This window comes from Lysobacter sp. Root690, from assembly GCF_001427785.1.
Lineage (GTDB): Bacteria > Pseudomonadota > Gammaproteobacteria > Xanthomonadales > Xanthomonadaceae > Lysobacter.
Window position 1 is genome coordinate 254999 of the sequence record NZ_LMHM01000018.1, and the last position, 14265, is coordinate 269263.

The following is a 14265-nucleotide window of genomic DNA, read 5'->3' on the forward strand; positions in this document are numbered from 1 at the left end:
TTCAGCGACGCAGGTTGTTGATGGTTTCGAGAATCTGGTCGGCCGCCTGCAGCACGCGCGCATTGAGCTGATACGCGCGCTGCGCCAGCACCAGCGCCGACATCTCGTCGATCATCTCGACGTTGGCCAGTTCGACATAACCTTGCTGCAACCCGCCGAAACCCGGCTCGTTGGGTTGGCCGTAAGACACCGTTCCCGAAGCTTCGTTGGGCACGTAGCGGTTGTTGCCGATCGAGACCAGCGCGTCGGGCGCGGCGAAGGTCGCCAGCTCGATGTCGCCGAGCACCGAACGCGCTTCGTCGCCGGCCAGCAGCGCGGTGATCTCGCCCTTGGCGTCGATGCGGATGTCCTTGGCGTCAGCCGGAATCTGCACCGAATGAGCCAGGCGCTGGCCGTGGATCGAGGCCAGGAAGCCTTCGTCGTCGAGACGGAACTGGCCGTCGCGGGTGTAGACCGTGCTGCCGTCGGCGGCTTCGAGTTCGAAGAAACCGTTGCCGTCGATCGCCAGGTCCAGCGCGCCCTGGGTCTGGCGCATTTCGCCGGGCGAAAACAGGGTCGACGTCGAGATGACCCGCGCGCCGTTGCCGCGCATCAGCGACTGCGTCGTCAGCTCCGGCTCGCTGGACTGGGCGGCGACCGCCGCGGTCGCGACTTCGGCGAAGTTGACCCGGCTGCGCTTGAAGCCTGGGGTCTGCATATTGGCGACGTTGTTGGAAATCACGTCGATCTGTTTCTGTTCGCCGCGTAAACCGCTGGCGGAAATATAGAGTGCGTCGATCATGGTCGTGCTCCGTTGATTCAGTTGTCGCCGAGACGGTTGATGCCGGTGTCCATGGCTTTGTCGTAGATCGAGATCGCGCGCTGCACCGATTCGGCGTGGCGCGTGGTTTCCATCAGGCGGATGGTTTCGCCGGCCGCGTCGATGTTGGCGGCCTCGAGCGCGCCCTGGATCACTTGGCCGCTCCATTCGCCCTGCTCGCCTTCGTAGCGGTACGCACCGCCGCCCGCCGGACGCAGCGCGCCTGCGTCGGCGACGGTGATCAGTTCGAGTTGCCCCAGGCTTTGGGTGCCGTTCCACAACGCGCCGTCGGCGTCCACACGCAAGGGATCGAGATCGGTTCCGATCGGCGCGTTCGGACCGCGCACGATGTCGCCGTTGGCGGTCACCAGTTGCCCCTGCGCATCAACCCGGAACGCACCCGAACGTACCAGCAGCGGCTCGCCCTCGCGTTCGACCACGAAGAAGCCGGGGCCTTGCAGCGCCAGATCGAGCTTGCGCGCGGTCTGCATCACGCTGCCGTCGGTCTGGTCCAGCGAAGTGCGCAGCAGCGCTTGCTGACTGAACTCCGGCACCGCGCGCACGCCGCGATAGCCCGGGGTGTTCATGTTGGCGACGTTGTGGCTGATCGTGCCCAAGGTCTGCACGTCGGTGCTCAAGGCGCGGGCGATGGCTTGCAAGGTGTCGGTCATGGCGGGATCGCTCAGTTGGCCTGGATGGCGGCGAAGGAACGCACCGAGGTGGTCGCGGGAATCTCGTTGAGACCCAGCACGGCGACGTAAGGCATCGAACGGTGCAGCAAGGCGCGCAGCGAACGCCGCACCGGCGAGGGGCACAGCACGACCGGGCTGAGATTGCGGCCCATCATCGATTCGGCCTGGCGCCCGAGGTTTTTCATGAAACCGTCGAGCTGGCCGACTTCGTTGAACAGTCCGCCCTTGAAATCGCCGGGACGCGCATTAGCCATCAGGCTGCGTTCGAGTTCCGGCGCGAGCGTGAGCACATGCAGGTCGCCCTGCGCGTCGCGCAGGCCCTGGCAGATCATCGGCCCGAGCCGTTCGCGCACGCGTTCGGCCAGGTCATCGGGCGACTTCAAGGTCTTGCCGGCATCGACCAGCACTTCCAGGATCGCCTCGATGTGGCGGATGCTGACCTGCTCGCGCAGCAACAACTGCAACACCTTCTGTACGTCGGAGAAACTGAGCACGTTCGGGATCAGTTCGTCGATCAGCGAACCGTGCTGATCGCGCACGCGCTGCAACAGGCGCTCGGTATCGGCGCGGGTCAGCAGATCGGCGGCCTGGCGCTTGACCAGTTCGCTCAGATGGGTCATCAGCACCGTGTCGGGATCGACCAGGGTGTAGCCGGCGCTGCGCGCGAACTGGCGCGCGTCCTTGGCGATCCACTGCGCCGGCAAACCGTAGGCCGGATCGCGGGTGTCCGGGCCTTCGAGCTTGGCGCGATTGCCGCCGGGATTGATCGCCATCACCCGGTCGACCGACAACTCGCCCTGCCCCACCCGGCAGCCCTGGAAATGAATTTCGTAACGGTTGGCCGCCAGTTCGGTGCGCTGGCTGGTCTGAACCTTGGGCAGGACGAAGCCCAGGTCGAGCGCGAACTGCTTGCGCAGGTTGGCGATGCGCTCGACCAGATCGCTGTTGGCGCCGATCAGCGCGGTCGACAGCTCGCTGCCCAGGCGCACTTCGATCGGTTCGATCTTCATCCACTGCTGCAGTTCGTCGGCCGGCTTGGCCGCGCCGCCGCTGGTGGACGCTTCGACGTTGTCGGGATCGTCTTCGGCCTTGGCCGCGCGCTGCGCGCGCATCGCCACCCAGATCAATGCGCTGAGCACGATCAGCACGAACAGCACCGGCAACTTCGGAAAACCCGGCAGCAGCAGCACCGCGAACAGCGAGATCGCGACGATCAGCAACGCGCGCGGGTTGTTGAGCACCTGCTTGGGAATTTCCGAACCCAGCTGCGCATCGGCCGCGGCGCGGGTGATGATGATGCCGGTGGCGACCGCGATCACCAGCGACGGAATCTGGGTGACGATGCCGTCGCCGATGGTCAGCAGGGTGAAGCGCTGCACCGCCTCGCCCCAGGACAGGCCGAGCTGGGCGATGCCGATCGCCAGGCCGCCGACGATGTTGGTCAGGATGATGATGATGCCGGCGATCGCGTCGCCCTTGACGAACTTGGTCGCGCCGTCCATCGCGCCGTAGAAATTGGCTTCCTTCTCGACCATCGCGCGGCGGTGACGGGCCTCGTGTTCGTCGATCAGGCCCATGTTCATGTCGGCGTCGATGCTCATCTGCTTGCCGGGCATGCTGTCCAGGGTGAAGCGCGCGGCGACCTCGGCCACGCGCTGCGCGCCGCTGGTCACCACCACGTACTGCACCACCACCAGGATCAGGAACACCACGATGCCGACGATGTAGTTGCCGCCGACCACGAACTCGCCGATCGCGTTGATCACGCGGCCCGCGTCGGCGCCTTCCAGGATCAAACGCGTCGCCGAGACGTTGAGCGCCAGCCGCAACAGGGTCGACAGCAGCAGGATGGTCGGGAAGGTCGAGAACTTCAGCGGGGTTTCGGTGAAGAACGTGATCAGCAGGATCAGCAGCGCGATCGAGATGTTGATCACCAGCAGGAAATCGAGCATCGGCGCCGGCACCGGCACGAACAGCACGGTCAGCACGCCGATCACCATCGCGATCAGGGCCAGGTCGCGCTTGCCGCTCCACAATTGGCCGAACAGGTCTTTCATGGTGCCGCGTCCTTCGCTTCGTTCGGTTGGTCGTGGTTCGGTGCGGCGTGGTTCGACGATGTGTTTTTCGCCGCGGCCTTGTCGGCCCACAGCTGCCGGTAGATCGGCGCCAGTTGCGAGTAGCGGTCTTCAGGCACCGGACCGTCGATTTCGCACTCCTGGTACAGCGCGCGCGCCAGCGGCGGCACCCGCACGATCGGAATGCCGTGACGCGCGGCGAGCGCGCGGATGCGCTGACTGAACATGCCCGCGCCCTTGGCCAGCACCACCGGCGCCAGCATCTGGCCGGGGCGATAGCGCAGCGCCACCGCGACATGGGTCGGGTTGGTCAGGATCACGTCGGCTTCCTGCACCTTGCTCAGCGCGCGCGCCTTCTTGAGCAGATCGCGCAATTGCTGTTTCTGCTTGGACTTGACCGCCGGATCGCCGTCGCGGCGCTTGACCTCGTCGCGCAGTTCGCGCCGGCTCATGCGCATGCGCTTCATGAATTCGCGCCGGCTGAACATCAGGTCGATCAGCGCCGCCAACCCGATCACCAGCAGCACGTAGACCGAGGTCTTGATGAAACCCGACAGCACCAGCGAGCCCAGCCGCTGAGGCAGGGTCATCGCGGTGGCCTCGGCCAGCGCGCGCGCCTTCCACACGAACAAGGCGCAGATGCCGGCCAGCATCAGGCACTTGACCACCAGCTTGCCGAGCTCCCAGATCGTGCGCATCGAGAAGATCCGCTTGACCGTGTTGGCCGGGTTCATGCGCTTGAAATCGGGCTTGAGCGGATGGGTGGTGAACATCGGCCCGGTCTGCAGCACGTTGGCCACCACCGCCGCGATCAACAGCCCCAGCACCAGGGGCGTCAGCGCCTGCCACACCGGCGCATACGAACGCATCACCCAGTCGAAGAACGAACCGTTCAAGGCCGGCGCATTGCCCGACAACTGCAGCATGCGCCGGGTCGCGGTCGCCAGGGCGCTGGCCACGCCGGCACCGGTCACCGCGATCACCGCGGCGAACACGATCATCACCAGCGCGCCGGCGACGTCGGGGCTCTTGGCCACTTCGCCGCGCTTGCGCGCTTCCTCCAGCCGATACGGGGTCGGTTGCTCGGTCTTGTCCTGATCGCCCTGCGACACGGTCAGCCTCCCAGGATCGCCGGCGCGCGAGCGAACGCATCGCGGAACAGCCGCCCCATCAACGCGGGCACGAACGGCAAGGTCGCCACCAACAGCAGCAGCGCGACCACGATCTTCAGCGGCAGCATCAGGAAGTACACATTGGCCTGCGGCATCGAGCGGGTCGCGTAAGCCACGCCGACGTCGACCGCGAACAGCCCCAGCATCACCGGCGCGACGATCATCAGCGCCAGCAGGAAACTGCTGCCGATCAGTCCGAAAAACGCTTCCACGTCCAGATGCAGCCCCGCGCCGCCCACCGGCATCACCGCAGTACTCGCAACCAGCGCGCGATACAGCTCAAGGTGCAGGTCCAGGGTGAAGAACAACACCGTCGCCAGCAGCATCAGCGCGGTGCCAATCATCGACTGCATGTCGCCCTGCCCGCCCGGGTTGAAGATCGCCGCGGCGCTCAGACCGGCCTGCACGTCGACCAGCCAGCCCGACAGATGCAGCGCGGCCTGCGGCATCATCACCACCAGGCCGAACACGAAACCGATGCTCAATTCGACGATGGCCGCCGCGATCCAGCCGCCGGCCTGGGTCGGCATCACGCTCCACGCATCGACCGGCATCGCCAGCACCGTCATCCACGCCAACGCCATCGCCAGGGCGATACGCACCAGCGGCGGCGCCCAGTTCAACGGCGACAACGAGGCCAGCGCGATCGGCGGCAGATAGCGCAGGAAGGCCAGGCCGAGCATGCCGACGAAGCGTTCCAGCCCATCCACGGTGGTGGCGTTCATCGCTACAGTCCCGCCGCCACTTCGAACATGCGCTTGGCCAGTTCGATCGCGACCGACAGCATCCAGCTGCCCAGCCCCAGGCAGACCACGACCACCACGCCCAGCTTGGGCACGAAGGTCAAAGTCATTTCCTGGACCTGGGTGACGACCTGCACGATCGAAATCAGCAGGCCGACGACCAGGGTCGCCAGCAGGATCGGCGCCGACATTTTGACGGCCGCCAACAGCGTGTCCGTCAGCAGACGGATCGCGAAATCGGAATCCATGGCACTGCTCCGGGCGGGGTTAGCGCGGTTGGATTCCGAGGGTGGCTTTCAATCGCTGGGCGAATTCATGCACCGGCAGCGGACTGCCCGGCATCAGCTCGCCCATCAAGGCATCGGCTGCGGCGTTTTCCCCGCGCGCTTCGAGCACCAGGGTCTTGGCGTAGCGCGCGGTGACCGCCTGCGGATCCAGGCGCAACGCCCGCTTGATGCCCTGCTCGGCCGCGTCGTAATCGCCGCGCAAGGCGTCGATCAGCGCGAGCCCGCCGTGGGTGTCGCCGAAATTACGATCGAGCTCGTAGGCCTTGCGGTAACTGGTTTCGGCCGCGTCGCGATCGTTCTGCAACAACTGCGTCCACGCCAGCGCATGCCAGGTGCCGATGTGATCGGGCATCGCCACGACCGCGTGGTGCAAGGTATCGCGCGCGGCCGGCAAGTCGTTGCGCAGCATCTGCAACTGGCCGTAGCCCGACAGCGCGCGGCCCGAATTCGGATGCCGCTGCAGGCCGCGTTCGAACAACGCCTGCGCGCTGTCCAGATCGCTCTGCCACAACGACATGGTGCCGGCGACCAGCAGCGCTTCGTGTTGTTCGGGATAGCGCAGCAGGCAGTCGCGCGCGGCGATCGCGGCTTCTTCGAAACGGCTGGCGTCGAACAAGGCCAGGGCACGCACGCCCTGCGCGGCTTCATCGTCGGGATCGAGCTGCAGCGCGCGATCGAGCGCGGCGACCGCGTCGTCGTAACGCTCGCGCATCAGCTCGATGCGGCCCTTGAGCACGAACAGCGCCGGCGCCGGTTCGAACCGCGCGAGCGCGGCCTCGACCGTGGCCGCGGCATCGTCGACATGACGCTGGCACAGCTGGGCGAACGCCAGATCGTGACGGATCGCGAGGTTGTCGTGACCGTGCTCGACCAGGCCGCGATAACCGGCCTCGGCCTGCGCATGGCGGCCGTGGATCAGATCGATCCTGGCCAGGCGGAACGCCGGCCCGGGCGCGGTCTCGCCATCGGGCAAGCCACGCAGCACGGCTTCGGCCTGCGCGTACTCAGCCTGCGCGCATAACGCGTCGGCCAGGTCGCAGGCGAGATTGATGTTGGTTGGATCTGTTGCAAGAAAGCCACGCAGCTGCGTGACCCGCACGTCCATGCGTTCCATATCCTGACGTCGTCTCCAAACGTCGAACTGCTGATTTTCGATCGACCCTCACCCATCCCCATGGACGATGGCCGACCCCCTGTGCCTCGATACTGCTTCCGCCGTGTTACATAACTGATTCAGCAAATCGGCGGTGGCGAACGCTAACTCGATAAATTCGTGTCTGTCAACACAGATTGCACCGAACCCGTCTCACGGTTTCAGACGCGAAGTTCGGAAAGCAAGCGCGCCATGGCTTGGCGGTGGGAATCGTCGGCCTGAAGGGTTTCGACCAGTGAGTCCAACATCGGCTGCCATTGGCTGTGTTCGCGCAACTCACTGCCAAATTCCCATAGCAATATGGTGCGAATCACACGTGGCCTTGCCGCATCCAGGGCCTCGGCGTCGCCGGCCGGCACGTCCTTGAGCAGTTCGGCCAGATCGCGCCGCAGCGCGGCGAGGTCGCGCTTGCCGCTGCGCACCGGCGGCGGCGTTTGCTCTGAGGCGGGCGTGTTCTTGCCGCCGACGCGTTCGGTCTTGCGGCTCAGTTCCGATCGCAGCGCGGCGATCAGCGAAGCGGTCGTCGATAGACGGTCGATCGACATCGCCGATCAGTGCTCGCGCCCGTAACTGGCCAGGAACATCGGATTGGCGCCGATCGGATTGGTCTCGGCCAGGGCCGCCTCGGTGGCCTGCATCGTGGCGATGTCGGCGCCCTGCACGCTCAGGCGATCGCGCAGACGCTGCATGTCGCCGGCCAGCGCGGGAATTTCCTGCGGAAGGGCCAGGCCCTGATCGAGCTCGCGCACCGCGGTCGGCGCGTCCTCGTTGGCGGCCGCGACCAGCGCGCGCGCATACGCGGCCAAGGCATCGCCGCGATCGGCGAGCGGCGCGAGCATCTGCGTCGCTTCCTCGATAGTGCCCTTCATCACCAGCAACTGGCCGAGCTGGAAACGCGCGATCGCCAGATCCGGCGCGCCCGCGACCGCGGCGCGGAACCCGGCCTCGGCGCGTTCGAACATGCCCAGTTGCGCGTGCTGCGCGGCCAGCAGGTACTGCGCGTAGACGTGCTTGGGATCGCGCTCGAGCAGGGTCTTGAGCATCACCAGCGAGTCCGCGTCGCGACCGTTGTTGATCGCGTCCAGCGCCAGGCGCAGCAGTTCTTCGTTGTCCAGCTTGTCGTAACTCATTGCCTTTACCTGCCTTTACATCGGATGCGCCTTCGCGGCGCGGTCAATGCTTGAGTGTGGCCCGGGGCACCATTGGAGACTAGACGGTGCCGCGATGGATCGGGGATGCGGCATGGCGCCCCGGGCCACAGCTTTGTATCCGCACCATGGGGCAAACGGTTTAGGGCCAATGCGCATGGGTACTGCGGGGCGATTCAGGGGTGGGGTGTGTCGGGCCGGTCCCGCTCAAGCTCAATTATCCCATTTAGAAGCCCAATCCCGCCGAGAAATAAGGACTGAAATAACACTTCATCCGACCTAAACCTTTTCCCCGTCCCATGGATAGGTAGATAGGCCGCTGCAAGAAAGCGGCGAATCATCGAACCATCTTGGGGAAGTCGGCATGTCGGCAGTGATTTCGGGTAACGGTCTGGGCCTGTTCAACGGCTCGGCGAGTCAGATCGGCACCGGTCTGGGCGGTGGCGCGCGGTTGGGTCAGGGCCGCGACAACCAGTACGTCAACATCGCCACCGGCAATCTGCTGCTGCAAAGCCAGGACGACCAAGTCCTGTTCCGCGGCATGCTGGTCGGCTTCAACCGCACCTACAACAGCCGCGGGCAGTTGTCCCAGGTCGGGGCCGATGCCTGGCTGACCGGGTTCGAGCGTCGGGTGGAATTGCTCTCGGGCACGTTCAACACCGCTGGCAGCGTGATGCGTCGGCATACCGGCGACGGTTCGTACCAGGACTTCAAGTTCGTCAGCGCGGGGGTGTACAGCTCCAGTACCGGCGAAGGCGCGCACGACAGTCTGAGCTGGGACGCCGGCAGCTCGACCTGGAGCTACGTCGAAGGCAGCACCCGCCAGGAAGAGCGCTACGCCGACCACGCCAGCGCGACCCTGAAGGGCCGGCTGACCCAGTTGCGCGATCTGCGCACGGACGGGGCGCAGCCGCTGGCTTGGGATGTGAGTTACGACGCCAATGGGCGGGTGTCGCAGGTGGCGGCGCAGCAGGGCAGTTTCGTCTTCGGTTACGACGCGCAGGGGCGCCTTGCTAGCGTCATCAGCAAGGCTTACAACGTCACGTTAGGCCAGACTTGGTACGAGTACGACACAGCCGGCCGGCTCGCCTCGGTTCTCGTCGACCTTACTCCGGGCACGATGGTCGCGGGCGTTCCAACGCCGGATCACGATCAATGGACCCCTGCAGCGGGGTCCAACGACGGCTATCTTTTCAAGACCACCTACAGCTATACCGACGCCACCAGCCTGCTGATTTCGCGGGTCGAACAAAGCGACGGCAGCCTCACCAGCTACAGCTACGACGCACAAGGCCGGATCAAGACTGTCACCCGAGGCGACAGCAACAGCGACGATGCTGACGGTGTCGGCGAAACGCTGACCTTCAGCTACGACAGCGCCACCACTACCAGCGTATCCGATTCGTCCGGCCGGACCTGGACCTATGTCTACGACGCCGCCGGCCAGCTGACCGAAGTTCGCCAACCGGCGGTCGACGGCCTGCGCGAGACCACCGCGTATGCCTACGACACGGCCGGCAATGTCACTCGGGTATCGACCCAGAATGGCGGCCTCGTGCTTGCCCAGACCGACTATGCCTATGACGCCAACGGCAACGTCACCTGGCAATGGGATCGAGTGCAGGCCGGTAGCAATGCAACCGCCCGCGCGGTGCAGCGCACCTACACCGGCAACAACCAGTTGGCCAGCGAGACCGTCTACATCGGGCTCGACAGCGATGGTGCCGCCGACGGCGCGATGCCGAGCGGCGGCCTGACCACGCGCTATCTCTACGATGCCCAGGACCGGCTGCGTTTCGCGGTCGACGCCGCCGGCGCGGTGCGCGAAGTCGAGTACTACACCAGCGGCCTCGGCATCGGCCGGATGTCGAAGTCGCGTCAGTACCTCGGCGACGCGTATTCGGGCGCCTACACCACCGCCGAGCTCGCCACGTGGGCGACCACAGCGCGCAAGGCCAACAGCACGCTCACCGATTACAGCTATTTCAGCGTCGAGGCCCGCGGCGACCGCAGTTACGCCAGCGTCGATGCGAATGGCAACGGCATCGAAAGCGACGCCGATGTGATTGAGGGTTATCGTTACGACGAACGCGGCCGGGTTTTTATCAAGAACCATACCAGTCCTGAAGGCGGCTATCAGACTTGGTATCGTTACGATGGTCTCGGGCGCATGGTGTCTGAGACGGTTTACGAAAAAGGCACGGCGATCCAGGTACGCACCTGGGTCTATCAGGACTCGCTGCGCCTGTCCCACGCGATCATCGAAGGCGGCGTGGTCGGCGACGGCAACACCGGCAACGATCGCATCCGCAGCGAGCAGCGCGNCGCCGCCGGCCGCTTGATCTACGTCAAGGAGAGCGCGCTGTCGGGCACGGCGGGCGGCGTGCGTGAATCGCGCAACTATTACGACAGCACCGGCCGCCTGCGCGCGTCCGAGAACAGCGGCGTCGCGCGCACCTATTTCTTCTACGACGCCGAAGGGCAGTTGTCCGGCCAGGTCGACGAGACCGGCGCGGTTACCGAATATGTACGCGATGCGCTGGGCCGGGTGGTCGCGACCAAGCATTATGCGACGCGAGTAAATCCAGGGTCATGGACGCAGGCTGAAGGCAGCGGCGGTGAAGGTGGCGAGGATGGGCCGGGCAATCCCGGCGGCGGCACCGAGACGATGAGTCTGTTATCTGCGACGCGCTCGGGCATCTTGATCAACGGCATCTTCGTATTCGACCTGATCGAAGACGCGCGCCCGGCCGACTCCACCGACGATCGCAGCACCTCGACCAGCTACGACGCCCTGGGCCGCGTCGTCACCCAGACCGATGCCGAAGGCGCCATCACCACCTACAGCTACGACGGCGCCAACCGTCTGCTGCAGACGCGCACCACCGATGCCGCCGGCACCGCGGCGACCGCGCGGGTCACCCGCTATTTCTACGATGCGCAAGGTCGCGAGACCGGGCGCCTGGATGCCGAGGGCTATCTGGTCGAGCACAGTTACGACCTGGCCGGTCGGCGCATCCGCAGCGTCGCCTATGCCACGGCGACTCCGACCGCGCAGCGGGCCAGCGGCGCGTTGAACGATCTGCGTCCCGCAACCTCTGGCAACGACCAGACCACGCGCTGGTTCTACGACGGCCGCGGCAACCTTGTCGCGACGCTCGACGCCGAAGGCTATCTGACCGAGTTCGTGCACGACGCACGCCGTCTGCAGGTCTCGACCAAGGCCTACGCCCTCAAGCTAGGCGGCCTGAGCGGCAATGAAACCTTGGCCACGCTGCGTGCTTCTGCCACTGCCGGCGCGATGCGCGAGTCGCGTCGCAGCTTCGACAGCCTGGGGCGGGTGATCGCCGAACAAAACCCGGAAGGCACCGTCACCCGCTACAGCTACGACGCTGAGGGCAATCTGATCCGCAGCGAAGTCGCCGCCGATACCACGGACGTGCGCGAAGGCCGCATGCGTTACAACGTGTTCGGCGAACTCATCGGCGAGCTGCACGGCGAAGGCGCCGCGCGAATCCTGCCGGGTATGAGCGAGGCGCAGCTCGATGCGTTGTTCGCCCAGTATGGCGTGCGCCACAGTTACAACAATCTCGGCCAACGCATCGAAAGTATCGACGCGGCCGGCAACAAGACCTGGTATTTCTACGACGCCAGCGGCCGCCCGACCTTCGTGGTCAAGGGCGTCGCCGATGCCAGCAGCGTGGCCAACGCGCAAGGTGAGGTCGTCGAGACCCGCTACAACGCCTTCGGCGAAGCGATCGAGACCACCGCTTACACCGGCCGCATCACCCTGGGCACCGCCGGCAGCCGCGACAGCGTCGCCACCGCCATCACCACCTTGGCCTATGTCGCCGCCAGCGACAGCCGGCGCAGCGTCAGCTACAACCATCGCGGCCAAATCGTCGGCAGCGTCAACGCAGAGAGCGTGCAGACCCGCTACGCGTACAATGCTTTCGGCGAACGCATCCGCGAAACCTCGGCATTCGGGACGGCCGTCGCGTCAGTCAGCGAAACCGACTACGACCGCCGCGGACTGGCCACCGTGCGACGCGACGGCGTCGGCAGCGCCGTCGCGCGCTCGCAAAGCTGGACCTACGACGCCTTCGGTCGAATCACCACGGCGGTCGACGCGCGTGGCATAGCGACCAGCTACAGCTACGATCGTCTCGGCCGCCAGCTCACGGCGCGCCAGACCGTACTCAACCGCGAAGAAGTGGTCAGCACCAGCTACGACGCCTACGGCCGCGTGCTCAGCTTCACCGACGCGATGGGCCGCACCACCACCAGCGCCTACGACACAGCCAACCGCACCACCACGCTCACCACGCCCGAAGGCGTCACGGTGATCACGACCTTCAATCGCCACGGCCAGCAGGTCAACGTCGCCACGCCGTTGCCGGGCGGCACGGTCGCGAATACCAGCTATCTCTACGATCGCGACGGTAACCTCAAGAGCACCACCGATGCGCTCGGTCGCGCCGATTCGAACGAGTACGACGCGCGTGGCCTGCTCAGCGCCACCGTCGATCGCAGCGGCCGCCGGGTCGAACTGCGCTACGACGCGGTCGGCCGATTGCTGCAACGGATCGAAGACCCCGCGGGTCTCGCCCTAACCACGACCTACCGCTATGACGGCCAGGGTCGCCAGAGCGAAGTCACCGACGCCAGCGGTCGCAAGACGGCCTACAGCTACGACCGCGAAGGCCGTCTGACTCAGGTTGCATTGGACCCGGCCGGCCTCAACCTGCGCACTGCCTACACCTACGACGCCCTGGGCCGGCAGATCACGGTCACCGAAGGCGCCGGCACCGCGCAGGCGCGCACGATCCAGTACGACTACGACNTTCTCGGCCGCCGTATCGCCGAACGCCTCGATCCGGCTGGACTGAACCTGATCACGAGTTACGCCTACGACGCCAACGACAACGTCGTGCGTCGCACCGACGCGACCGGCAACGTCACCCGGTTCTATTACGACGAAGCCGATCGGATGATCTATTCGATCGATCCGCTCGGAGTGATGACGCGCAACTGGTTCGATACTACCGGCAGAGTGGTCGCCACGCGCACCTTCATTGTTGCGACCAATGCATCGACCCTGGCCGACACCACCACTATCGCCGAGCTCGATGCGCGTATTACCTGGAACCCGCTCGACCCCGGCACGTTCACGGTTTACGACCGCGATGGTCGCGTGCGCCTGGTGATCAACAACGCCAGCGAGTTGCAGGAGTTCTCTTACGATGCCGGTGGCCGAGTCTCGGTAATCCGCCGCTATGCCGCGCTGTGGCCGAACTTCAACACGCCATTGCTCGAAAAGATGTTCGCCGGAACATCGCAGGTCAGCGACTTCAACCTCGACGCGCTGCGCAACGATTCCGCCACCGACCGTACACGCGACCTGATCACCTATCAGGTCTACACCACCGTCGGAGAACTGCGCACCACGGTCGACAACTCCGGCACGGTCGTCTCTTACGTGTACGACGCCGCCGGCCGCCAGACCGTGCACAAGCGCTACTCACACGCAGCCCAGCTCAATCCGACCATCCGCGCCAAGCTCACCGCCGGCACCGCTTCGCCGCAGGACGTCGTCGACGTCACCCCGGTCGACAACGCCACCGACCTGGTCGGCTACACCACTTACGACAGCGCCGGCCGTACGCATTTCAGCGTCGATGCCTATGGCGCCGTGGTCGAATTGCTGTACGACGCTGCCGGCCGCACGGTCGGCACCCGCGCCTATGCCAGTGCGATCACCATCGACGCGACCCTCAAGGCGCAACTGATCGCCGGCGATCCGGTCGCCGACGCGACCCTGCGATCGCGCGCCGCGGCGATCGCCAGCGACGCGCGCGACCTGCGCAGCTACCAGGTCTACGACAGCGCTGGTCGCATCGCCGCGACCATCGACAGCGCCGGTTACGTCAGCACGCGCAGCTACGATGCCGCCGGCCGCGTCATCGTGGAGCGCCGCCACGCCCAGGCCGCGACGATCAACGCCGCGTTGTGGACCAAACTGGCCGCCGGCACCGCCACGGTTGCCGACATCGCCGCCGTCGCCGCACAGAACGCCAGCACCGACGCGGTCGTGCGCCATATCTACGACGCCGCCGGTCGCGAGCGCTACACGCTGACTCAGAACAGCGCCAGTACCTATCTGGTCAGCGAACGGCGCTATGACGGCGCCAGCCGG

General features: G+C 65.8%; 9 protein-coding genes. All 9 read right to left on the reverse strand.

Annotation, left to right across the window (positions count from 1 at the left end; translation table 11 throughout):
• Position 1 precedes the first annotated feature (1 nt).
• Entirely contained in the window at positions 2-781 is a 780-nt protein-coding gene (gene flgG / locus ASD86_RS24310; RefSeq protein ID WP_056116930.1) for a flagellar basal-body rod protein FlgG, read from the reverse strand.
• A 17-nt stretch (positions 782-798) separates the two neighbouring features.
• Positions 799-1470 carry a flagellar hook basal-body protein gene (locus tag ASD86_RS24315; protein WP_056116932.1) on the reverse strand — a complete coding sequence of 224 codons (672 nt, stop codon included), beginning with the start codon at positions 1468-1470 and terminating at the stop codon, positions 799-801.
• Between the two features lie 11 nt (positions 1471-1481).
• Positions 1482-3548, reverse strand: a complete 2067-nt coding sequence (locus tag ASD86_RS24320) for a flagellar biosynthesis protein FlhA (RefSeq protein ID WP_036101656.1) — start codon at positions 3546-3548, stop codon at positions 1482-1484.
• Complete coding sequence (locus tag ASD86_RS24325; protein WP_082578684.1) at positions 3545-4678, reverse strand: EscU/YscU/HrcU family type III secretion system export apparatus switch protein; 1134 nt, start codon at positions 4676-4678, stop codon at positions 3545-3547. Before ASD86_RS24325 ends, ASD86_RS24320 begins: the two co-directional genes overlap by 4 nt.
• 2 nt (positions 4679-4680) lie before the next feature.
• Positions 4681-5463, reverse strand: a complete 783-nt coding sequence (locus tag ASD86_RS24330) for a flagellar biosynthetic protein FliR (RefSeq protein ID WP_056116934.1) — start codon at positions 5461-5463, stop codon at positions 4681-4683.
• A 2-nt stretch (positions 5464-5465) separates the two neighbouring features.
• The gene (locus ASD86_RS24335; protein ID WP_036101654.1) at positions 5466-5729 is read right to left on the reverse strand and encodes a flagellar biosynthetic protein FliQ; all 264 of its coding nucleotides are present in this window, start codon (positions 5727-5729) and stop codon (positions 5466-5468) included.
• Positions 5730-5748: 19 nt separating this feature from the next.
• Positions 5749-6882, reverse strand: coding sequence for a tetratricopeptide repeat protein (locus ASD86_RS24340; protein WP_056116937.1), 1134 nt, complete (start codon positions 6880-6882; stop codon positions 5749-5751).
• A gap of 200 nt (positions 6883-7082) precedes the next feature.
• Positions 7083-7466: a hypothetical protein gene (locus ASD86_RS24345; RefSeq protein WP_056116939.1), complete on the reverse strand. Its 384-nt coding sequence runs from the start codon at positions 7464-7466 to the stop codon at positions 7083-7085.
• A 6-nt stretch (positions 7467-7472) separates the two neighbouring features.
• The gene (locus ASD86_RS24350) at positions 7473-8051 is read right to left on the reverse strand and encodes a hypothetical protein (protein WP_056116941.1); all 579 of its coding nucleotides are present in this window, start codon (positions 8049-8051) and stop codon (positions 7473-7475) included.
• Between the last annotated feature and the right edge of the window lie 6214 nt (positions 8052-14265).